Below are 25,691 nucleotides of genomic sequence, written 5' to 3' on the forward strand. Positions count from 1 at the left end.
TTTATCACCTCTAATCAATAAATGCATTGAGCATATAGAATAAATTCCCATAAGTTAAAGCTTCATTAGGATTTTCTAATTCTTTTTCACTGATGAGCTCAATGTCATAAGCTTTAGCCATTATTTGGTCTCGTTCTGATAATGAAGGGTTAGCATAAAGCTGCTGACCTTCTAGTAACTCATAGGTTTTTACTAAGATTTCCGTTGCCTCATAATGAGTAATGGTATCATTTAAAGAAATATTATTTGAAACAATTCCAGCTCGAATGAGTTGTGTCATTTCTTCATCATATAAGTTTTGATCAAGTTGAATATCTTTCTGACCATTAACTATGCCTAATACTAGATTAGCTATTTCTTCAACTTGTACTGCTTCATTAGGATCATAGTTATCTTCATAACCTGTTATATTATAGTCTTTTAATACTTCTTTTCGATAAGTCTCACTCCAATGGCTAACATTTTTAACTGTATCCTCATTGGTAAATAATCCATAGCTACCAACTACTTCTGTCTCAAAAACAACAAGACCTGCATCTTTTTCTAAGTAACCATTGGCTCGTGTCCATTTGCTGGTTTCAGGATTATAGACGTATGCATCAGCTTCTTTTTCAGTAAACTCATATCGACTGTTGGGTCTTAACTTAACATCAAAAGCTTCTGAGGTATACACAATATTATAACTGGTCATCTCATTTGTAACATTAATATTCATATCATAAGTATCTGACAATGTATCATCTACACCTTCAGGTATATTGTTTCCTTGCTTGCTTTCTGATACTTTATCGATAGTCATTGTCACAATTGGTTCACTACCATATTGATAAAAATCATTGGATGCAACATTATTAAATGTATCATAAGGTAGCTCAAGAAGCATATTACCTGTATTGATCATCAACGCTACCTGTTGCTCTTGAAAAGCCTGCATGATCGTGTCCGGTATCGTTATTACCCATGAATCAATAGGTTCTTTTTTATATTTACGAATATCAACTTCATAATTTTCACTATGATTACTAATCAGCTCGGTAATTAAACGTTGATCCACGTTATTATCATCATCATCATCTGAACGAAAACGATATTCAAGTTGATTTTTATCTTTATCGTAGATTAATTCAAAATCATCATCAGGTAGAATTTCTTTACTTGGGTCTACCATCCCATCATACTCTTCACCTGTTATTGAAGTAACTAGGAAAATTGTAGGTGAATATTTATAGGATTCTTTAACAATTTCCTTACTAATTTCAGACATGGTAATTGTAACTTTTGTTTTCATTCTGATATAGTAAATTCGATTAGCTATAAGGTTTTCTACAAGGACTAGATTTTTATCCAGTATCTTAACTTGTCCTTGTGTACCACCTATGCTTTCATCTGTTATTTCAGCCCTTATGGCATCTAAGAACAGTGGATTATCGGATACTTCTAATAGATAAGAAAACTTCTTTTCAACTTTATTCTGCGTACCTTCATCTTCTTTTCCATAAGTATCATCAGAATCTAACACCCATTCTACAGTAATATAATCCTTACCTATAGGCTCATCAATATCGTGCTCAGTAATTTTTAAATAGGACCCCATTCCCACACCTCGAGGAGGATCTGGAGCATCTAAATCAGTTGTTTTACCCATTACAGGTGAGCTCCAACTGGAGGATTCCCCATTTGCTTTTGATGTGGCTTGAATCCAGAAATAATAAGTGGTATCAGGAAATAAATCATCAACTACTGTACTATAATCATCAATGAATGATGGAATACTTCCCTCATCATAATCATTCGTGATATCCCATTCAAATTCTTTTGATTTGGTGAACTCTTCTTCAGTACCATATCGAATGCTATAGTCAAAAGCATCATTATAGTCCCAAATTAATTTCATTTCAACGTCACTATAACCACTTGTTACTTCTAGGTAAGGAACAGTTGGTTTGGGGGTGAGCGGTTCATCGGTTTCTAAAGTTTTAACGACAGCAGTTGCTGGATAATAACTCATTAAAATATCACCATTGGCCATTTCTCGATAGGGCTTAAGCAAAAAGAGATAGATTTCATTTGGCTGCAACCCTGTCTGCTCATAAGAAATAACATTTGTATCGGCAGGGTCTCTGACTACATCAATGTTTTGCCAGTCTAGTTCAACCTGCCCACTTGCTTCTTTCTCCATTAGATCTTTAACGTATTGGTCTAAGGTATAGTCTGGACTAGTTTCACGAATAATTTTTAATTCTTTTTCAACATCTTCATAATCTAATTTTAAAAGATCATACTTCACATCAGAAACCCCATAAGGGTCTTCTCCCATATCAACTTTACGTGAAATAAAATTATCATCAAACTCTGTTATACCTATATAATCTCTTAGCTCAGCTACATCATCTTGGGTCAACAATTCAAAATACTGACCACCAGTAACTGGATCTTCGTAAACATCTCCATTACTATCTACCCAAACCTCATGACTCCAAGCTGTTATTTGAGTATTGGGGTCATTAGCGTCTTCTGGTTTTGACGACAATATTTCATACCACTCTTCATACCATTGAAGCTTTGTTGTCGTAGTCGTTACGTCAATTACCTCTAGTGGAGGATTGGACATGGTTGGTGGTGCAAAGGCATCACCATCATAACTAAAGTAAATGGAGGTTAATGCAGGATCAGATAGGATAAATTCTTGACCATACTTCTTTTTAGCTAATACTTGTATGTAATAAATTTGACCTGGGACAATATCCCTCATTTCTGCTGCTTCTGCATCATAATACTGGTCTAAAATATATGAAAAGCCTAATACAGTATCATCCGTATTCTTTATTTGCAGCTCTTCTTCTAAGTTTGAACTGTATAACTTGTCTTCTATTAACTTATCAGCAGTTGCCAGTGCATTCAAATCATCAGTTACCCATATATCATAGTAAACATTAAAGTCTGTAATAGTCTGTCCATACGTTGGCGATGTTGTATCAAAATCCCTGTAACGAAAGGCTGACCAAGTAAAATTAATTTTATCTTCATTATCTATAATATGAAAAGTTCTATTTTCATCATAGAGGGCGCTTATACTCTCCGCTTCATAAGTATCCCCATCAATTAAATAGTTTTCACGTAGTAAGCGTTCGACAGCATCTTCAGCTGAAAGCCCATCAATATTCATATAGTCTTCTAGAATAGCCCCTACATCCCCTTGTATCAGATTCGAATCTGATAAGAAGTCTTTTAGGTATTCATCAACACTTTTTGGGTAAGGTTCTGGTATAATAGGTTTAGTAGGTTCTATAACTGTTTGATTAGGTACAAATAAAACTTTCTCTGATTTAACCAAGTCATCATAACCATCGTATTCCAATACTAATTGATATTCTAAGTTAATGCCTTGCTTTTGAAGAATTTTATAATAATCTACTTCTGCACCATTTTGGCCTGGGAATTCTACAATTATTTGACCTTCTGTTGCACCATCAACAAATTCATAGATACTGGTCTTAACCAACTCGTGCTTACCATCATTAATTTTAAAACTCTCACTAATATCCCACTCAAACCGAATATATTCACCGTCATCTAAAGCTTCAAAATAGATAGTCGTATGGATTGGGTAAATATTGGGTTGTGTATTGTAAACGACAGCCTTTGTTCCTAAATCAACAATGGGTTCTACAGTAATGGCATAAGGCTTACCCGGTTCTATGTTTTCAGAAAGCGTATACACTAATTTTCCACTTTCTGTATCCTGGGTTGTTTGCCCCTCTGTGACATCTATTTGATACTTCTTAGCACTGTTTTCAAATTTACTCCTAGGATCTCCATCCTGATAGTCTACCTGCGCATAGGTAATACGATATGTTACATTACTTTCTGCAACGTCATCAAATTTAACATCAATATTACTGTCCGTTGCTTCTAATTCAACAGCTAAGTCCGTCATCACATAAATGGTTTCATTATAACTTGGACGAACGGGTACTTCATCCCCAGCTAAGTTAATATGCGAATGTTCAGGTATAACCTGAAATTCGTATAACGTACCCGTTTCTAAATTACTGATAGTGTACTGTTTTTCGCTGGAATCAGTACTATCATATGGAAAAGGTATTGTACTACTTCCTGATGATGATGTATCATTGACCTCAATCAAATAACGCTCTGGTTCATGTGCTTGTTCATTTGCTCCTCCACCAGGTGTTCCTGGATCCCATGGTTCGGGATCCTCCCATGCCAAGGTAACCTTTGGAGATATCATTGCATTTCCTGTTATTGGATGGTATCCTTTATCTGCCGATACATCTGTAGCACTTAAGCTCTCAATAGGTAATTGTATATTTGCAGAAACACCTAAAGGATTTAACATGACTAGCATAATGGTGGTTAACATGCTAGCTATCAGTCGTTTATATTTCATGAAATCTCACCTCTCTACCAAGACCTGTACTCTATTTTTATTAATGCATTAAGATAGTCTTCAATGGACATACTTTCATCTGGCTTCATATAACCTCGATCCAGTTCAATAACTCCCAATTCAGCACCTCTTAATAATGTATCTTTATAATCAGGTTGCGTCTCATCAATATCTTTTATAGCAAATCGATTACTTATTCTTACAGACTCTAAGTCCATATCCCCTTTATATGCATAGCACTGAACCATCAAGTAATAAGCATCACCATTAGCTATACTGTCTTGTATATGTTTGTTTGTAACGCCTTCAATTCCCTGTTCCTCTAACCACTCTACAGCATTTGCATCTTCAGGCGCTCCTAGTACACGTGCCATTGAATAAATAAAATTGTATTTAGTAATCTCTTGGCTCACATCACTCAAATCAGCTATTGTAAAGAAATCTGTCAAACTGTACTTGATTAGTAAATCATTTATTTGGTCGGCATTTTTTGCCGAATCGTCTATTAGCTCTTCTTGAGTAAAGCCCGCAAATATATATTCTCCAGTGGTTTCAACATCACTATAGATCTCAAATGCATTACTGGTTGTATCAAGTTTTATCCAATTTGAATTATTTCTTTTGTAAAGCCCTATTGCACTGTTATCATTTTTATTAAGAGATATCGTAATAGGCTCGTAGACTTCGTAAAGAGTTTCTGTAGGATTTTTATAAGTTACTGTTTCAATTTCATTTTTAACATAAGCTCCATGGTTGTTTCTAATATCTTCAACTTCCTCATCAACAATTTCTAGTAGTTCTTCTTCATCATAGGATAGCTTATCTAGTTCTACTATTAGTTTCTGTTCAACTGACGTCCGATTAGAGTATATAAGTGACTCCAATTTGCCAAAAATTTTCTCCTCTAAATTTAATTCATTACTATCACTAGCAACTAATTCAATATTTAGTTTCATCAAATCACTAACAGTTTTTTGTCCATTAATATTACTATTATAATCTCTTAGATCCAACTCTATTTTAATAAAATAATCGTGTAGGCCCGATGAATCGTCAACTTCTTCGATCATGTACTCAAATTCATCGACTTTAGATTTCCTGAGAGTTTCTGAGTTTAGAGTCACCGATAAATCATCTGATTTAATAGTAAATCCTATATCATCCTCTTCCATAGTATTGATCAATGGATGCGGTAGATAAATTAATAGTTCTTCATGATCAGAAACATCAATACTATATTCGTTACCTGCTGTCGCTCGTAGTTCATCAATAGCCTCATATTGTCTATATTTGATATTTAATATTTCATCTGTATCTTCAGCAATCCAATAAATTGTTCGGTAAAGTTCATCTGTCTTTAGATCATAATACTCCATATAATAATTCAGAAGGTGTTCACGTTCATAAGTATCTTCATCAAATTCTGTACGGATAGTGATTCTATCAGAGTAAGATGAGTAGTTGGGATCATCTTCATTGGTTCTAACTCGTACTTTTACACTGTAATTTTTCCCTGGTGTAAGTTCCTGGATTTCATAGTAATAACGTACATAACCTTCTGGTGCTTGGATGGTATCGTCCGTTGCTGAGTCCCCTAATAATACAAAATCCTCCAAGAAATGATACTGATCATTATAATTGGCATCATCTTGGCTGTAAATATAAATTTCAGGAACATAGGCAGCTATACCAGCTTCTGGAATAGCTACATCAAAATAAATAATCGCTTCATAATATTCGTCATAACTGTATTTATAGTAATCCTGAGTTAAGTTGATAGGTGCCTTTAATGGTTCTGATGTATAAGTTAAAGCTGTCCACTCTGAAGCTGGTTTATTTCTATCTATATTAACCTCTAAATTGGTATCGCCATCAGTATCTTTTTCTACCCTTACAGCTCTTAAGTAGTAATAATAGACTTCATTTGGTTCCAGCATGTCATCAATCATTGTAACGTTACCTAAGGTAACATCGTGGTTATTGGTTACAGATTCCCATGCATGTATTTTGGGATTATAGATATCCATGGTATAACCATTACCATCAGCATCGACAATCCGCCATCCAACTATGCTCTCTTCTCCATTAGTAGCATTGACACCACTCTCAATGATTTCCTCTTGCGGCGTAGTTGCTGAAAAAGAATCGTTTAGGGTCTTGCCCTCAACTCGCACTATTTCATAACCAATGGTTTCATCAGGTTCTACTTCCTCCATGTTAATGACCCAACCTAATTTAATAGTTGAAGAACTAAGAATTTCTATAACGCTAAAATCTTCAGGAACCAAAGGCATAATCTGAACAGGTCCATCAATATTAAGAGTTGTAAAACTTAATATTGGTGAAACTGTCGAACGTCGAATATCATCAGTATCCACTTCAATACGAGTCACTATTTCTATATGATAAACTTGGTTACTGTCTACCCCTTCAATATAGAACTTTTCTGTCCCTAAATATTCATCCTTATCACTTTTCACTTTAATTGATACAACTTCATCATTACGTAAATTATCTAATTGAGCACTTAAATCTACAGATGGTATAGCGGAGGATGCGTCCACATATTGACTAAATGTACTTGTTCCATTATCTGTTTCATAGTCTCCTAGATTTACATGTTCAAGACTATCCTTATTTTGTGATATGTAAACTTCATAGTACACATCCTGTGCTGCTTTACCAACAGGCTTTAACATGTATTCCTCGAAATTACGAATATCAGCTATATCCCATCCCAATTCAAACTTAATATTACTAGTACCTGTCATAATGTTTTCGTGTTGAATATTCGTTACACTAGGTACGCCCACTTCTGTATGTGATAAACTTAATCCTTTTGCTATGGATAAATTACTATAAGAACCATCTTCATAATCAGCATCAGTATCCGTATTGCGCATATAGACTGTTCGCATTCTTAAGAAGTTTACATTAGGTAATTCTTTAATACCATCATACTCGATATCACCAGCTCTTAAAACCGGGGTATATGTACCTGCTTCAATCTGTTCATCGCTGCTAACATCATATACCTTCATCCATCCTTCATCTGGATCGGTTTCTTCTGATTTGAATACAACATCATCTACTCTAAAAGTGTTGTTATCATCATTATAACCATTAACATAATAATGCTCATTACTTCCTGAAGAAGTACCTGACTCTTCGGTTACCTCAACATCTCCACTTCCATTAATACTCACTTTAAATACTTTTATAATATCAAAAGATTTAGATCCCGTTCCATTCTTTGGTTCTTCATTAATTAATAACTCATAATACAAATCGCCAGTACCAAGTAACTCCATGAGTAACTCTTCTTCTGGTGCTTTCCATGTTACATCTATCGTAATCTGAGCAGGTGGGTCCTCCACTGATCCTGTTTCTGAAGGCAAAACTTTTATATCGGAGATGTCTTCTATCTTTGTTATCGATGGCGGAACCAGTTCATCAGGCTGTGAAGTGTAATGGAGTAATTGTGTGTATAGCTTACGAGAATTTTCTTGTCCATCAAAGGATATCTTTATCTTATAGTAAAGCCCACTTCCACCTTCAAACTTAACGGGTATATAGAGTTTACCTTCATAAGGGTCTGTTCCAATCTCATGTGTATAAGTCAACCATTTCTCTGTATCAATTTCCTCCCCATCAATCAACCAAGCTTTTTCAGGTGAAATGTACACATCATATTTAATCACATCATCCTCTATCCCTTGATAAGGCGTTACTTCTAGGTAAGCTTCATCTATACTCTCACGCTTAATCACATATTCCAAATAGGTATATGCATAACCTCCATCGGGGATGTAAGTCATAAATTGAACATTAGGAGTCTCATCATTACCATCACCATCATAGTCAAACGGCGATCTGTCAAAATTATTTTCTTCGTCAGCACCATCAACCTTTTTAATATAAACCTCAACCTCATAGATTGTACTTGACTTCAAGTCACTCCAGTAAACATACTCATCACTAGATGAAACATCTGCTACAGTACTATCCGCCACTAGCTTAGTTGTATATGTATGAAGTCCGTCCACATTATAAAATGGATTAAGGGCATCATCTTTATTCAGATCTATAGATAAGGAGGTAGATATACCATCAGAGCCATATTCTGAAATATAAAAATTCCCTACAATGTTGTTTGAATCAAAGAGTGTAGAATCTTCTTCATATTGATTGGTTGAATAATTCCAAATCATTGGATGATTAAAAGTAAGATCGAAACCAGGACTAGCTCCTGGTTGCATGCCTGCTGCAGTATCTACATCTTCAAGAATGGTTTTATTATTAATACCACCATCAACATAATAATGAGTTGGTTTAATTGCAAATCCATCTAATTTAGTTAAAACTTCTATGATGTAAGGTCCTTTAGTTGTACTATCATTACTTGTATAGGACAATATAAATGGAGTTACTTTACCAGGCTCAATACCATCCGTTTGAAAATAAAAACGATCATTTGTATCTTCCCACATAAAATGTACAGTTTTACTATTCATTTTAAAGGTTGCACCTGGATATAAAGATCCTTTTGTAATATCTTCAAAAAGAACAGCAGGATCTTCAGTTGTCAAAGTTACTGATGATCCCGTAGTCACAAAGGGCAAACCAGATGTTACATCAACAAGATTCGGGGAAGCATCTTCTAATAGAAAGTTCACAGGTGTGGTCTTATAATCTACCTCTTGATAATCAGAGGATATGTTATGGGTTATATTATTCCAATCACTTCCATCATATTGATAGACTCTATAATATAGATCCAAAGTATTATCATCTTTTTTCTTAACAGTTACTTCTACTTTACTATTATCTTTTAGAAAGTAATCCAGTATGTAGTCACCTGTTTCTTCAAAGTCCCAATAGAATAAAGCTTTATCATCTTGAGTTTCTGATTGAATTTCTAACCTATTGGTTAAGCCAGAACCTTGCTGCCAACGGTAGTCAATCTCACTTGCTGCTTGAACTTTCATTGTATGCATATTAACCATCTGCATCATAAGACTGAGACAAACTATTAATGCCATTACTCTTGTCCTTAAATTTCTAGACACCATCATCATTCCTCCTACATACATCACTAAAAGCAATCCCTATTCCACATATTTAAACAGGCATTGCTCTTCTTTCCATTTAGTTTTCCTATTGTATATTAAACATATTGAACTTAATTGATAAAACAGCTAACAACCGAGTTCTATATGTTTTCCTTGGTTGTAAAATTAATTCTTAGTCAATAGTACGCGATTTAATACTATAATATAAGTCAACTAATATATCGGCTATATTGAGGCTTTTCTTAACTTCTCGGTTAAAAATCTTCAAGTAAATCCTTGGTCCAAATAACACGTGATAATAAGGACATTTCTTGATCTTTATCTAATGTCATTATAGATGCTAGGCTTTCTAGTTCCCATTCATAAGAAATAAAAAAATAAGTGATATCCTCCAGCTGAAATGTTAAGTTAAAATTCTTACTTTGGTTATGATTAAACTGGCTTTGAATTTCCTTTAGGTTCTTAGAAAATATGCTAGGGAAATAGCTTGCCTCACATAACGCTTCATATGGCGGTATGTAGCGCCACTCCCTTTCATTGTAAAATTGAACAAAATCCTTAGTTGTATCATAACCATCATAACTTTTAATGTACCAACTGAAATACTTCATGCGCTCTAATAGTGTCTCATCACCAATGTTATTAGCTTTCTTTAGTACAACATCAAATGCATTTTCTTTGGATGGATTAATTGCTTCATACATAACCGGTGAAATACTTTGCTTAGCAGCCCACTCCTTTCTTAAACCTACTCCATAATTGCCGTATTTCTTTATGTGTTCCCCCATTTGCGATAGAGGTAAATCACAAAAGCATACCATAGGAATAGCTATTTCCTCTTGCTTCCTTTTTTCAATGACGCATCGTGGTTTAAAGCAGTTATTCTCTATAATATCTCTAAGTTTCTCAAAGCTATCTGTAAAGTGAAAAACTGATCCAGCACTTATTCTCCCCATCCCATCTATCCTTTCAACATAACTATGATTATAACTCCTTATCGACTATTGCTATGTATTATCTGTGTTTACATGTAATTTATGTATTCTAATATATTTTTCATGCAACCGGTTGACTAATTTCATAAATTATTATAACATTGAGAATAGGTAGATCATATGTATCTCTAAAAACAAGAAAAGTGACTAGCGTCACGTTTCAAGTATGTGCAAGAAAGTATGGTACCTTGCGAGCAAAACGCAGTACTTTCTTACACTATAAAAAAATGTTGCAGAAGGATTTTAATATTAAGCAATACGTTATATACTATATGTAAGTCCATAAAACATCAATAAACGCTAATAAAACTAGGGAGGAAATAGGATGATTACAAGAGAAGCAATTTATCATGTGCCTAAGGGTAGTTACTGCTATGCATACGATGAAAATACCATGCACATTAAACTGAGGACAAAGAAAGATGATTGTGACCAAGTCTTTTTAGCTTATGGCGATCCTTATAACTGGGTTACAGAAGAAGTCGATGGTAAAAAAGAAAATCGCTGGGATAAAGATGAAATTCCCATGGAAAAAGTAGGAACAACTCAACTTTATGATTATTGGTTTATAGCAATCCAACCAGAGAGAAAGCGACTACGCTACGGTTTTTTATGCAAAAATGCAACCGATTGCGTCTTCTATGGCGATAATGGTATCTATGAAGTTGAAAATGGCCAATCAGCTGATGATACTTCAGAATACATTGCCTTTCCCTATATGAACCCTGTCGATATTTTCCAAGGTCCTGAATGGGTTAAAGATACTGTATGGTATCAAATCTTTCCTGAACGTTTCTGTAACGGTAACAAAGAAAATGATCCTGAGGGAGCTCTTCCTTGGGGCAGTACCGAACCAACCCCAAATAACTTCTTTGGTGGAGATTTAGAAGGTATCATTAATAAATTAGATTATCTTAAAGACTTAGGTGTTACTGGTGTCTATTTCACACCTCTTTTCGTATCACCAAGTAATCATAAATATGATACAACTGACTATATGGAAATCGACCCTAGCTTTGGTACAAAAGAAGTTCTCAAAAAGCTTATTGAAGAAGCACATAAACGTGGCATTAAAGTCATGTTAGATGCTGTTTATAATCATGCAGGTTGGACATTCGGACCATGGCAAGATGTTCTTAAAAATGGTGAGCAATCTAAATATAAAGATTGGTTCTATATTAACCGTTTCCCATTATTCCCTAAGGGTATCGATCCTTTTAACTTGCCAGCGCATGGTGAAGGTGACTATAGAGATCTAGGATATGATACTTTTGCGTATACACCTTTTATGCCAAAATTCAATACAGAGAACCCTGAAGTTAGACAATATTTATTAGATGTATCCACTTACTATGCAAAGGAATTCAATATTGATGCTTGGCGCTTAGATGTAGCCAATGAAATTTCTCATGATTTTTGGAAAGACTTTAGAAAAGCTGTAAAAGCTGTAAACCCTGATCTTTATATTGTAGGAGAAGTGTGGCATGAATCAAGCGCCTGGTTACGCGGCGATCAATTTGACTCAGTAATGAATTATCCTCTTGGTAACGCCATCATTAACTTCTTAGCTAAGGGTAAAATTGATGCTGAGGAATTTGGTGATAGACTTGTTGACCAAATGCATCGTTACAGTGAAAACATCAATGAAGTCATGTTCAATTTATTAGATAGTCATGATACACCACGCTTGTTAACACAATGCAAAAATAATAAAGACACCTTTAAATTAGCCTATGTGATTCAGCTTTCTCAAATGGGATCACCTTGTATTTATTACGGAACAGAAATCGGCTTAGATGGTGAGCATGACCCAGGCTGTAGAAAATGCATGATTTGGGATAAAGAAAAGCAAGATCGTAAGATATTCAAACATATGCAAACCTTACTACAACTTCGCAAGGACTATCCTGCTATATGTCGTGGTAGCCTTCATATCATGGATACAGATGCTAAAAAGAATGTCATTACGTATATGAAACAATATAAAGGTGAAAAAGTATACTACTTGATCAACAATAACTCTGAGAAGAATACAATTACTTTACCGCAAGAATTAGTTGATCAAAAAGTTAAAGACCTATATAATGGGAAGGATTTATCTCTAGATATATCTTTAACTTTAGAAGCTTATGGTTTTAAAATAATTAAATTATAGTCACTATAATCAAGTCTAAAAAGACAAAAATGGATTACCCATTTTTGTCTTTTTTAATATTTCTTAGGTTATACTATCGATACCAAGAATCCTGTCACCAATAGTGATAATTACCTTCGTTCCTTTACCAACCACTGAATTTACTTGAATCCCATAATCTTCACCATAATAAAGTTTAATTCTTTTATCAACGTTTTTTATACCAACACCGCCTAGTTTTACACCTTGATCTTCTTTACTCTGATTCATTTTCCCAGGATTAAATCCTTCTCCATTATCCTCTATGGTAAAAATTATCTTATGTCCTTTTCTCATGGCGTTGACTGTAATCTGTCCACCATTTTCTAATCCTCTTATACCATGGTAGATAGCATTTTCTACTATAGGCTGCAGGATAATTTTAGGGATTTTAACCTCTTCTAAATCCTCTTCATAATCAAGCTGGTAATTAAGTTTTTCTCCATAACGTTCTTTTTGTATAAATAGGTATTGACTAACATGTAAAAATTCATTATGGATGGTTGTTAATTCACTTCCGCCACTTAATGATAATCTGAAAAATTGAGCTAAAGCCTTCGTAATAGCAATGACTTTCTCACTGTCATTGAATTCAGCCATCCAGACAATGGTATCTAAAGTGTTGTATAAGAAATGAGGGTTAATCTGGCTATGAAGTACTTTAAGTTCATATTCACGTAAGTACCTTTCTTTATGTGCAATCTCATCCATAAGTTCTTCTATTCTCGCTACCATTTTATTAAAGTGGTTCCCTAGGCTTCTAGCCTCAAAGCATCCTTTTTCTGTGATTTCTACTTTTTGAAGTCCCTTTTCTATATCTACCATTGCTTTTTCTAACTTATTGATAGGATCAGTGATACGACCTGCAAAAAATGTACCACTAAAAGCCACCCCTATAAGAAGCAATATGCTCACGATAATCAACGTTTCAATTAACTGCCTTTTAATATCTTCCAAACTATCTAAGGAGGAAACACCTATCAGTGTCCAATCTGCATTCTTTAAATGGTACGGCTGAACTAATATTTTATTTTCTACATCATAACCTTTCGCCATCGTACTTAATTCTATAAGCTCGTCTTGCAATTTTATATCTGTAAAATAGGCTGGGTCTTTATGATAAACTACATGTCCCTCATCATTGATAATAAAGGCACAACCATCCCTTCCAAGATCTAGATCATTAAGATAGTCTTCTATTACTTTATACTGAATATCAAGAAGAAGTACACCAATATTGCTTCCCTGTTCATCCTTAATCTCTCGGCTAAGTGAAATAACCCAATTTTCTTTATCCATGGAAAAATTCTGCATCCTAGCCGATGTTAACACAGGCATTTCATTATAAATAGCTGCTACATACCAGCTTTCTTTCATCATATCATTGGACATAGACATATGAAGACTCTTTTCATTAGACATGATTCTTCCATCTTTTCCTACCATAATAATGGATTGGATGAAAGGGTCCGTTTCCATGGATGTTTCTATCATTGCCATGATGTTTTTACCAGCCTCTTCATTCTCCTCAGAAATTTTAAAATAATTAATTGTATCTGGATCCTTAGCTAATATGAATGATAATGCTTTTAGTCGCTCTAAGTAAAGATCAATATAATCACTGCTTTTTTGTATAGCAGTCTCTGTAGCATTTAATGACTCCTTCAAAACAATACCAGATATACTAAAGTAAAGAATAACCCCAATTAAGAGAATTGTAAGAAGACCAGCACCTAATGAATAGGCAGCTATTTGCACGCGTATTTTTTTTAAGAAGTTGCCTCTCATTGGCTTCACTCCTTTACCTTTTCTCTGTATTTCCCCGGGGATTCACCGTACCACTTTTTAAAACAAGCACTGAAATAATTAGGATCTTGAAAACCAATAATCTCGGCTATTTCATAGTTTTTCATCTCTGTACTTAATAAAAGTATTTTTGCTCGCTCCATCCGATTGCTTAATACGTATTCTTTAAAAGACACATTAAAGAGCTTCTTAAAAAGTCCACTGAGATAACCCACACTTAGCCCCATTTGATCAGCTAAAAAGACTAAATTCAGATTGCTATTAGAAATGTTCTCTTCAATTAGCTGATGTAACTTAGCTTGATAACCGCAATCTTCTTTTACACCAGAACTATTGGCTAAGTCCTTAATAACTGTCTTCACTTCATCATCTACTTTTTCATTTCTAATCTTTGTAATCAAATTTTGCAATAACTCATAGATGTCTTTCTTAGAAACAGGTTTTAGTATGTAATCATCTACGCCTGTTTTCAAAGCCGCCACTGCATAATCAAAATAGTCATAACCAGTAATAAAAGCAATCTTTACATTTTCCTTTATTCCTTTTGACTTGGCAGCAAATTCTAATCCATTCATCTTAGGCATGTTAATATCAGCTAGAACCAAATCAGGCAGCTCTCTTTTAAATATTTGAAGGGCTTCTTCACCGTTTGAAGCTTCATATACCTTATCTATAGATAATGCTTCAAAATCTATAAAAGTCTGTATCCCTCTACGAACAATAGGTTCATCATCCACAATCAGTAACTTATAAATAACCCCCACCTCTTTTCATTACCGCACAATAATTCCAAAAGAAAAGGATTGTTACTTAACAACCCTTTTCTTTATTATATACACATTATCACTTTGTTACAAGTTGAATAAGATCTTCATAACCGTTCTCAGCCATTTCATCTACTGGAACAAATCGAATAGAAGCACTGTTAATACAGTAACGTTTCCCACCTTGATCTTTTGGTCCATCATCAAAAACATGGCCAAGATGACTATCACCAACACGGCTTTTTACTTCAGTACGAATCATATTAAAACTTTCATCAACTGTATAATTAACCACTTCAGCTACTATTGGTTTTGTGAAACTTGGCCATCCACATCCTGAATCATACTTATCTTTTGATGTAAATAACGGTTCCCCTGTTGCTACATCCACGTAGATGCCAGGCTCTTTACTATCCCAATACTCGTTCGTAAAAGCTCTTTCTGTATCGTTTAACTGTGTTACTCGGTATTGTATATCTGTTAATTTCTCTTTTAACACTTCATCACTTGGTTTGGTATATTTTGCTGGATCGATATAAACCGCCTCCTCTAGATGACTAAAATCTATATGACAATAGCCATTTGGATTTTTCTCTAAATAATCTTGATGATATTCCTCTGCTAAGTAGTAATGGTTAAGAATTTCTACTTCCGTAACGATAGGTTTATCATGTTTTTCCTGTTCACTTGCTATAACCTTTTCAATAATAGGAAGATCCTTCTCATCTCTATAATAGATACCTGTTCGATACTGCTCACCACGATCATTACCTTGTTTATTTAAACTCGTTGGATCAATAACTTTAAAGAAAGAGGTTAATAGTGTCTCTAAATTAACCTTTTGGGGATCATACTTAACATGAACCGTTTCCACATGACCTGAACCATAAATAACATCCTGATAAGAAGGATCTTCCGTATTACCATTAGCATATCCAGAAGTTACATCGTATACTCCATAGATCCGTGACATATAAGCTTCAACTCCCCAGAAACAACCTCCTGCCAACCAAATTTCCTCAAACTGGCTATCACTAAAATCAACATGTTCATTTGGGTTACTAGGTATAGGAGATGGATCATGAGCAACAGCTGAAACAAAACTATTATCCATATCCCCAGTTGATAAAGGATCATCCTCAGCTAAAAATCTATGGGCAAATACCATTAATCCTATCCCAATCACAATTACTAATCCTACAGTAATAATGGCTTTCATTATTCCAACCACCTTTCTATGAACGAACTTTGAATATCATCATTTATATTTTTATATCTACAGCTCAGCTGAAGCAGGACGCTGAATCTGAGCGTTAGACAAATTTTATCGAAATGTATTTAGAAAATCTTGAAAGTACATCGCCATACTGCAATATAAATATTCACCAGCGGCAACCCAAGAAATATATATCTTCAGATACGATAGATATTTAATATATCTCCTCAAAACTACTCTTAATCTGCTCATTCCCATTATGCCCTGGAAGAGTCTTAACCAAAATACCATCTGACCCAATGTATACAGAAGTTGGATAACCTCTTACACCATAAGCCTTACTAATCTCTCCACCTTCATCTAAAAGTACTGTAATATTTTCCACACCCTCAAGTCCAGCAAACCAGTTCACAAAATCTTCTACACTTTGCTCCCCTTTATGCCCTGGCGATACAACAGTTAACACTTTAAAATCATTATCTTCACCAGATAGTGTGTTTAACTCATCAAGACCAGCTAAGCAAATGGAGCACCAAGATGCCCAGAACTTCACATAAACTTTCTCTCCATTATAGTCTGATAGGGCATGGGTATTACCATCCAGATCTTGAAGACTAAAGAGTGTTGCTTCTCGTCCCTTATTCATAACCTGTTCTTCCATTTGATCATCAGACATATTGTCATCTTTCATTTCGTCATTTTCCATTTTATCCTCAGACATGTTGTCATCCTTCATTTCGTCATTTTTCATTTCATCCTCAGACATCTTATCATCTTTCATTTGATCTTCCATTTTGTCTTCTGATTTATGGTCGTCTTTCATCTTATCTGAATTAGTATGATTCATTGTATCTTCTTGTTTCATTTGTGTTTGCTTTGTACACCCCACTACTCCCAAAACAACTATAAGAGCAACCACCAATACTTTTAACCTTTTCATAATTAATTCTCCTTTCATTCTACAATTCAACTAAATTTTATTTGTTATCGATATTTACATCGATTATCTACTCAAATAATGCGACGATCATGTTCAAACTATCTGTCATAAGCAAGATCCCCATAAAGATAATAATGATACCACCAACTATTCGAATCTTTCCCATATGCTTATTTAGTTTTCTCACATGTCTTAAAAGTAGGTCTGAGAAAATTGAGATAACTAGGAAAGGGATCATAAGACCAAGTGCGTAAACGAACATAAGCCACGCTCCATAGACAGCCTGCCCTTCAATAGCTGATAACCCTAGTACCGCTCCAAGTACTGGTCCAATACATGGTGTCCATCCAAAACTAAATGTAAACCCTAAAAGATAAGTACCTAGTAAGTCACTTCTTTTACTTCGCTTTAAGTCTAACTTCTTCTCTCTTTCCAAAAAATGAAGCTTAAAAAGTCCTGTTTGATGCATTCCTAGTAGAATAACGACAGAACCACTAACAACGAAAAAAATACGACTATTGAGGAAAGCGCCTAAGGCACCAGCGCCAAAACCAAGAATTACAAAACTAGTGGAAAGTCCTCCAACAAAGATCATTGTTCTTAATACTACACGAGGATTAATCAATAACTTGCCTATTCGAATACCCTTAATCTCCTTTTCACCATCTTCTCCTCCAAAATAAGAAATATACACCGGTAGGAGAGGCAAAATACAAGGTGAGAAAAAAGATAATAAACCTGCAATAAACACTGTGCTAATAAAAATCTGTTCACCTGCCATAATTAACACCGCCTTTCACATTACTTTATACATCGTTTTTTTATTTATCTTTGATTTAATATTATTTTACGATAATAAGAATAACTAATGAATAGAAAAAGATCATGACTTTCTATAAATAATTCATATCACATGATAATAACTATAAGAAAACTCCAAACCTATGTCCTTTTAAACACTGGTTTGGAGTAATTTTAATACTCTATTCTACATAAACTTACTATAGTATTGGTGCTAATAAACGAGATATAGATTCTTTGAATCTAACTTTCAATGGTCGCTTATTGTAAATCTCTGGTGTAATTTCAGTACAGTTTTTCATATCCTCTTCAAATATCTTTTCTAATTGGACAGTTGTTTCTTTATCATAGATAAACGCATTGACTTCAAAATTCACCTTAAAACTACGTATATCCATATTAGCTGTACCAACAGAGCTGACCAAACCGTCAACAGTTAATACCTTACTGTGGATGAATCCATCATCATAAGTATAAACCTTAGCACCAGCCTGAATTAACTCACCAATATATGAATAACTTGCCCAATATACAAATGGATGGTCAGGTTGACAAGGCATCATAATGCGAACATCAATACCTGCAAGGGAAGCTACCTTAAGAGTTTCTAATAAACTGTCATCTAAGATAATGTAGGGTGATTGAATATAAATCCGTTGCTCTGCCTCATTAATCATTTTAAGATAACCGTTACGGATATTTTGCCACTTGGAGTCAGGACCACTGGAAACAATTTGAACTTTTTTGTTACCTATTTTAAATGGATATTCAACCATATAGTACTTATCCATGGTACATAAATTTTCTTTTTTTATATAATCCCAATCTAAAGCAAAACGCACTTGTAATTGAGACACAGCATTTCCTACAATTCTTAAATGGGTATCACGCCAAGTTCCTAGCTTTCCTTCACCAATATATTCTTTACTAATATTAATTCCACCTACATACCCAATTTGACCATCAATGACACATATTTTTCTGTGATTACGGTAATTAATACGGATATTCATGAATGGAATAAAAGGCGGATAAAACTCACCAATTTTAACACCACAGCTTTTCAAATCTTTCCATATCTTTTTGGAGATTGTACGCCCACCCATACCATCGTAGAGTACACGTACTTCTACACCTTCTCTTGCCTTATTCTTTAATATATCAAATAGCTCTTCAGTTAGATAATCATACTTAATAATGTAATATTCAAGATGAATAAATTTTTCTGCTTTTAACAGGTCTTCTTTTAAAGCTGAGAACTTATCTTTTCCCCAAGTATAAACATCAATTGTGTTATTACTGGTTAGTAAAGACTTATTGCTATTTAAGTGAAGATTAATCATATCTTTATAACGGATATACTCCTCTTCTAAAACCAATTCATTATTTAAGATATTTTGTTCTTGTAAATGAACAAGTGAACTTAAATGATCTTCCACCTCTTTGATTTCAAAACGCTTTTGTCTACGTAAATCTTGCCCAATAAAGAGATACAGTATAAAACCAATACCTGGTATAAAAAAGAGTAACAATAGCCAAGCCCATAAACTAGCTGGATTTCTTCGTTCAAAAAAAACGATTATGATTCCCAATATAAAATTGATTGGAAAGATATATTGTCCAATAAGCCCAATGAAAGCCCCTATGGCACTAAGAATCATGCCAATAGAATTATAAAAGTCAGCAAAAACATCCATTGTAGTCACAACTTGATCCATAAAATCCCCCTATCCATTTTTTCACCTGGATTTATCATGTGTATCCTGATTAGTCCAATTTAATCAAGGATATATATTGAACATAATGCCCTTTTCTGCTCCTTTGCATCAACTAAAGTAATTTTATAGACGAAGCTGTTATCTCAATCCAAAAGGATTAGGTTCAATACATAATAACACTTAACATTGTGAATTTTTTAATTTTATACATTCATCATATATTATATCATATTATTTGCAAAATGTATTTCAAATAAAAATCCTTATTCCATTATTTTTTTAATTAAAGGTATTTAAAAATGACCCATTAAGTGATAAAATAAGTAATGGTAACTTAGGAATCCTTTAATTAAGTGATTCTTAAAGTAAGCACACTCTTAGGAAGTGCCGAAAGAACAGAGGAGGAATCGACTTGGACGCATTATCAATTATCGTCATTATATTTCTTATTGTAGCAGCTGTTTTTGTGATCCTATATTTTGTTGGTAAAAAACTTCAAACGAAAATGGATCAAAGCCAAGAAATGATTAGCCAAAATAAAATGATGCAATCAATTCTTGTTATTGATAAGAAAAAAATGAAAATTACCGAAGCTAATTTACCTAAAATGGTTGTGGATCAAGTACCTAAATACTACCGTTTTAGAAAAATGCCACTTGTAAAAGCTAAAATCGGTCCTAAAATTACAACTCTAATTTGTGATCCAAAGGTTTTTAAGACTTTACCTACTAAAAAGATGGTTAAAGTAGAACTTGCTGGATTGTACATTGTTGGTTATAAAGATGGAAAAAATCCTAATGCCAATAAGAAGCAAGAGCCAAAGTGGAAATTTTGGAAAAAGAATAAAGAAGAAAAATAGAACTAAAAATAAAGAAGTCAGTTTTAAACTGACTTCTTTTCTTTTAATCCTGCTCCAACAAAATCTCTAAACAATGGATGTACACGATTTGGTCTTGATTTAAATTCTGGATGGAATTGAACGCCAACATACCATGGATGATCTTCAATTTCTACCATCTCTACCAATCTCTCATCTGGTGAAATACCAGTTATCTTAAGACCGGCTTCAACTAAACGTTTTCTGAATTCATTATTGTATTCATAACGATGACGATGTCTTTCATATATAAGCTGTTCTTCATAAGCTTCAAACGCCTTACTTCCTTCAATGACTTTGCATGGATACGCACCTAATCGCATCGTACCACCTAATTCATCAATATCCTTTTGTTCAGGCATTAAATCAATAACTGGGTATTGAGTCTTTGGAACTAATTCCGAACTATGTGCCCCTTCTAATCCTAATATGTTACGCGCAAACTCGATAACAGCACACTGCATTCCTAGACAAATACCTAGGAAAGGGACTTTATTTTCTCTTGCATAACGAATACTAATAATTTTTCCTTCAACACCACGATCACCAAATCCACCTGGTACTAGAATACCATCTACATCTGCTAGAATCTCATGAGCATTACTTTCTGTGAGCTCCTCTGAGTTAATCCATTTGATATGAATATCAATACCATGATAGATACCAGCATGTTTCAATGATTCTACTATGGAAATATAAGCATCATGTAATTCTACATATTTACCTACTAATCCTATGGTCACTTCATCATTCAAATGTTTTTCACGATTAACCATTTCTTTCCATTCATTCAGTTTGGGCTCATCACAGTCTAAATGTAATTTTTTACACGCCATACGAGCTAATCCTTCATCTTCTAACATTAAAGGAACTTCATACAGTGTTTCTGCATCAAGATTTTGAATAACGCAATCTTCATCAACATTGCAAAATGAAGAAATCTTTCTACGCATTTCATTATTAATTTCATGCTCTGTACGTAATACTAATATATCTGGTTGAATACCAATGGAAAGAAGTTCTTTAACAGAATGTTGAGTTGGTTTTGTTTTCATTTCGCCTGATTTTCGGAGATACGGAATTAAAGTAACATGGATGTATAAAACATTTTCTCGTCCAACATCTGCTGCTACTTGTCGAATAGCTTCTAAGAATGGTAAACTTTCAATATCACCAACAGTACCACCGATTTCTGTAATAACAATATCTGCATTTTCAGAGTTTCCAGCCCGGTGTACACGGTCCTTGATAGTGTTTGTGATGTGAGGTATAACTTGAACTGTGGCGCCTAAATATTCGCCTTTTCTTTCTTTGTTGAGAACTGACCAGTAAACTTTACCGGTTGTCACGTTTGAGTATTTGTTTAAGTTTTCATCAATAAATCTTTCGTAATGCCCTAAATCTAAGTCTGTCTCGGCACCATCTTCGGTAACGAACACTTCACCGTGTTGATAAGGACTCATAGTTCCTGGATCAATGTTGATATACGGATCAAACTTTTGAATCGTCACTTTCTTACCTCTGGCTTTTAAGAGACGACCTAAGCTGGCTGCTGTAATACCTTTTCCTAGGCCTGATACAACACCGCCTGTAACAAAAATGTATTTCATTTTTTTCACCCCATGCTTTTAGTCATAAGAAAATACATACATATCAATTTAATTTTTAATCATAACTTTATCTATTTTAGTATTATTATGTACCCACGTCAAGAATTTTTTGCATATTTATATGAAATTATTAAATACGCATATATTCATCATTTCCTTTACGATAATAATTATTTATATTATATAAGAAATCGGGCACATATTGTTTATTCCATTATAAAAACAAAAAATTGCTTAGCTATTTATCCCATAGAAGAATATATACTATAAAACTTCCTATTAGAAAACAAACATAAATGAGCGCATATTTGCGCCCATTTACTGCTTATATCACTTTATCTTTAATATATCATATTATACATAATTTCAACTGCCATATCCATTTGTGGATCATACTCTTGTACAGATTCATATAAGGTTTGATTAAGTGCAGACATAGTCACGTAATCCGTCATTCCTGTAACAGGCAACCCCTGCTCTTCTTGAAACTTCATCATAGCTGAAACGGTTTGAGCATCGTAGAATGTGTCTGCTTCTTCAATATAGCCAAGATACATAAGAATATCCTCGATATCCTTAACCATATCATCTTCATATTCATACATGTAGATTTTATTGTTATCTTCAATATAACTTGGTACTACTACTTCAATATGAGGTTCTACACCAAGTCCATTAATTTTATCGCCATTTCTCGTAAAATACTCTTTAACAGTTAATTTAAAGTGAAGATCATCACCTAAACTATAAATCATTTGGACAACACCTTTACCGTAGGTTGTTTCTCCAATAAGAATCCCTGATATAGAATCCTTTATAGCACTAGCAAAAATTTCTGATGCAGATGCGGAGTTTTCATTGGTTAAACATATAATTTTAAAAGGTGTTTCCTCTAACTCACTAAAGTAAGCAGTCATATTACCGTGTTTATCAACTGTAGATACAATTGTACCATCTGGAACAAGCATTCTACACATCTCAACGACTTGATCTAAATAGCCTCCTGAATTATTACGTACATCTAATATTAATCCTTTGATACCTGCCTCCTTGGCTTCTTCAAGGATAGCTCCAAAATCATCTGCGATTGTAGCATTAAAGGAATTAATGTCAACATACCAAATATAAGGTGCATCAGGGTCTTTTGACTCTGGATATAACTCAATTAAAGGCGTATAGCTTACTGCTTTAACTTGAATTTCTTGTCTGATCACTTCTACCTCAAAGACATTAGTTCCTCTTCTAACAGTTAATATAACTTTAGAGTTAGCTTTACCTTTGATTAGGTCAATACCTTCATCATAGGTAACTTCAGTTAACTTCGTACCATTAACGCTGATAATGATATCTCCTGGTAATAATCCAGCCTTTTCTGCTGGTGAGCCTTCCATAGGCTCAGTTACCATGATACCTTCTTCTACTTCTTGAATATAGGCACCAATGCCACTATAGTTTCCAGACACACCTTCAAGAAATTGTTCATATTCTTCCTGCGTATAATAGACGCTGTAAGGATCTAATTCCTCGAACATCCCTTTTAATGCCGCTTCATATAATTCCTCTTTGGAAATATCTGAGCCAACATAGTTATTATCAATAAAATCCATAATCAATTGCATTTGCTCCATAGCATCATCAGATTCCATGGCATATACGTTGGAAGTAAATAGCATCATCATTACTAATACCATTGCTACTATTCTTCTCTTCATTACTACTTCCTCCTTATTTCTCATCATTTCTTTTGTAAATAGGATCATATTAACCTATAGTTCCTTCATATAAAGTTCTACCATGTCTTCATTAAGAAAGTCGATCAAATTATTGACAATTACTGCTGCTTCTGCTTTTGATATATAACCCTTAGGATTAATGCGTCCATCAGTGTAACCTGCAAATAGACCCAATTCAGTACCTACGTAAATAGCTTCTTTTGCCCATGGTGAAATATCTGCATCATCAACATAAGATGTCAAGGTTGTTTGATCCAGTGAAATGTGATCTAAACCAATGACGCGGATTAATAATGCAAATGCTTCTTCCCTTGTCAAGGGCTCATCTGGTTTGAAGAAATTATTCTCTCTACCTTGTACCAGTTTACTTTCCTTTGCAGCATATAACCACTCATATAAATCATGTTCTTGAGGCACATCAGCAAAAACAACAACTTCATCATCATAAAGATCCTTTGTATCTTTAGGAGGAAAAATGCCTAATGTTTTAGACAGCATAACTGTAAATTCCCCTCGCGTAATAGCTTCATAGGGTTGATAGGAAAGTGGTGTTTCATCAATGACGCCAACACTCATCAGCTTCATGACGTCGCTATAGGCATAATGACTTGAACTGATATAAGTTGACTGTCCAGGGATCTTCAACTTCTCAAAATCATTAATAGGTTTAAGATATGTTGCACCCTTCAATTGACTCTCTTTTAACTGTGGATGGTTAGTTTTTATCTCATAGGCTAATCCACCTTCAGTATCGATTATTTGGGTATAAGTACCAGCAAAACTTATGGCTGAAACATCATTGGACTCATAATAAACGTCCTTCGTCGAATTCATAAAAGGTTTCACTTGGATATTCATTTGCCAAGGTTCAGTACCTTTCTTATCAATATTAATCATAAACTCCTGCTTTTCAGCTTTGGACCAAGGCTGATCATAGCCATAGGAGCCCCCTTCAACAGTCAATTCTGCATAGACAGTATCATCAGACTTATAGATAAGGTGATAGGAGATGTTACCGTTATAATATGAAATACCTGGTGTAGAATCTTCTATAAAACTATAGAAATTTTTTCCTTCACCAAAATCAGACATTTCCTCATCTACAACATAGGTTGCTCCACCTACAGTTACTGTCTCCTCCCAGCCAGTGACCGTAGAATCTTTTTTAATTTGCTCACCATAGGGACTGTCATATTTAATAAAATAAGTTAATAATTCAACTTCTCTTTTAAGTGTAGTACTAAAATCTGAACTATACGCTTCAATAGTATAAGTTTCTTTAAATGAACCACTTTCTTGTATTTCTAGAACATCATCATTTCTTTCAATTTCTAGTGTACCACTGACTTCAATGGGCTCACCTGAAATAAAAATCATCTCTTTATAAAGAAGCGTTTCTTTCTTCTTCGCTTTGACATCTACTTGTTGTTCAATAGTTTTAGGAAGCATGATACCTTCTGATACCCCTCCGAAAAAGCCACTATCACCAGGTGCTGCTAATGCACTTATGGTAGTATTCGTAATCAGTAAAGATGTCAAGGCCAATGCTGTCAATTTTGTCTTCATAAGTACCCC

Annotated in this window: 14 protein-coding genes; 2 read left to right on the plus strand and 12 right to left on the minus strand. The window is 34.3% G+C overall.

What is annotated here, in order from left to right:
• Nucleotides 1-10: 10 nt before the first annotated feature.
• From C1Y58_RS17925 to C1Y58_RS17935, 3 genes are all read right to left on the minus strand, one after another.
• A complete protein-coding gene (locus tag C1Y58_RS17925) occupies nt 11-4,411 on the minus strand; it encodes a fibronectin type III domain-containing protein (RefSeq protein WP_105617532.1) in 4,401 nt (1,466 codons plus the stop codon).
• Nucleotides 4,412-4,425: 14 nt separating this feature from the next.
• Nucleotides 4,426-9,483, minus strand: a complete 5,058-nt coding sequence (locus C1Y58_RS17930; protein WP_105617534.1) for a hypothetical protein — start codon at nt 9,481-9,483, stop codon at nt 4,426-4,428.
• Nucleotides 9,484-9,737: 254 nt separating this feature from the next.
• Nucleotides 9,738-10,439 carry an abortive infection system antitoxin AbiGi family protein gene (locus tag C1Y58_RS17935; RefSeq protein ID WP_105617535.1) on the minus strand — a complete coding sequence of 234 codons (702 nt, stop codon included), beginning with the start codon at nt 10,437-10,439 and terminating at the stop codon, nt 9,738-9,740.
• Nucleotides 10,440-10,803: 364 nt separating this feature from the next.
• Between C1Y58_RS17935 and C1Y58_RS17940 the strand changes: the two genes are divergently transcribed.
• The gene (locus tag C1Y58_RS17940) at nt 10,804-12,633 is read left to right on the plus strand and encodes an alpha-glycosidase (protein WP_207655777.1); all 1,830 of its coding nucleotides are present in this window, start codon (nt 10,804-10,806) and stop codon (nt 12,631-12,633) included.
• Nucleotides 12,634-12,696: 63 nt separating this feature from the next.
• On the opposite strand, the gene C1Y58_RS17945 is transcribed toward C1Y58_RS17940, so the two are convergent.
• From C1Y58_RS17945 to cls, 6 genes are all read right to left on the minus strand, one after another.
• On the minus strand, nt 12,697-14,439 hold the full coding sequence (locus C1Y58_RS17945) for a sensor histidine kinase (RefSeq protein WP_105617537.1): 1,743 nt from the start codon (nt 14,437-14,439) through the stop codon (nt 12,697-12,699).
• Nucleotides 14,440-14,444: 5 nt separating this feature from the next.
• A complete protein-coding gene (locus C1Y58_RS17950) occupies nt 14,445-15,194 on the minus strand; it encodes a response regulator transcription factor (protein ID WP_242985425.1) in 750 nt (249 codons plus the stop codon).
• Nucleotides 15,195-15,300: 106 nt separating this feature from the next.
• Nucleotides 15,301-16,440, minus strand: coding sequence for a peptide-methionine (R)-S-oxide reductase MsrB (gene msrB, locus C1Y58_RS17955; RefSeq protein WP_105617538.1), 1,140 nt, complete (start codon nt 16,438-16,440; stop codon nt 15,301-15,303).
• A gap of 211 nt (nt 16,441-16,651) precedes the next feature.
• Complete coding sequence (locus tag C1Y58_RS17960; RefSeq protein ID WP_170311628.1) at nt 16,652-17,377, minus strand: pentapeptide MXKDX repeat protein; 726 nt, start codon at nt 17,375-17,377, stop codon at nt 16,652-16,654.
• Between the two features lie 67 nt (nt 17,378-17,444).
• Nucleotides 17,445-18,158: a cytochrome c biogenesis CcdA family protein gene (locus tag C1Y58_RS17965; RefSeq protein WP_105617539.1), complete on the minus strand. Its 714-nt coding sequence runs from the start codon at nt 18,156-18,158 to the stop codon at nt 17,445-17,447.
• A 220-nt stretch (nt 18,159-18,378) separates the two neighbouring features.
• Nucleotides 18,379-19,896 (minus strand): cardiolipin synthase, encoded by a 1,518-nt coding sequence (gene cls, locus C1Y58_RS17970; protein ID WP_330404456.1) that lies wholly within the window; start codon nt 19,894-19,896, stop codon nt 18,379-18,381.
• Nucleotides 19,897-20,308: 412 nt separating this feature from the next.
• On the opposite strand from cls, the gene C1Y58_RS17975 reads away from it, so the two are divergent.
• A complete protein-coding gene (locus C1Y58_RS17975) occupies nt 20,309-20,755 on the plus strand; it encodes a hypothetical protein (protein ID WP_105617540.1) in 447 nt (148 codons plus the stop codon).
• A gap of 23 nt (nt 20,756-20,778) precedes the next feature.
• On the opposite strand, the gene C1Y58_RS17980 is transcribed toward C1Y58_RS17975, so the two are convergent.
• The 3 genes from C1Y58_RS17980 to C1Y58_RS17990 all read right to left on the minus strand — a co-directional run bounded on the left by C1Y58_RS17980 (nt 20,779) and on the right by C1Y58_RS17990 (nt 25,682).
• Nucleotides 20,779-22,383 carry a CTP synthase gene (locus C1Y58_RS17980; RefSeq protein ID WP_105617542.1) on the minus strand — a complete coding sequence of 535 codons (1,605 nt, stop codon included), beginning with the start codon at nt 22,381-22,383 and terminating at the stop codon, nt 20,779-20,781.
• 341 nt (nt 22,384-22,724) lie between these two features.
• A complete protein-coding gene (locus tag C1Y58_RS17985; protein ID WP_170311629.1) occupies nt 22,725-24,095 on the minus strand; it encodes a S41 family peptidase in 1,371 nt (456 codons plus the stop codon).
• 54 nt (nt 24,096-24,149) lie between these two features.
• Nucleotides 24,150-25,682 (minus strand): S-layer homology domain-containing protein, encoded by a 1,533-nt coding sequence (locus tag C1Y58_RS17990; RefSeq protein WP_105617545.1) that lies wholly within the window; start codon nt 25,680-25,682, stop codon nt 24,150-24,152.
• Nucleotides 25,683-25,691: the final 9 nt, after the last annotated feature.

Origin of the sequence: Vallitalea okinawensis (assembly GCF_002964605.1) — a bacterium.
GTDB classification, from domain to species: Bacteria; Bacillota; Clostridia; order Lachnospirales; family PQDH01; genus Vallitalea_A; species Vallitalea_A okinawensis.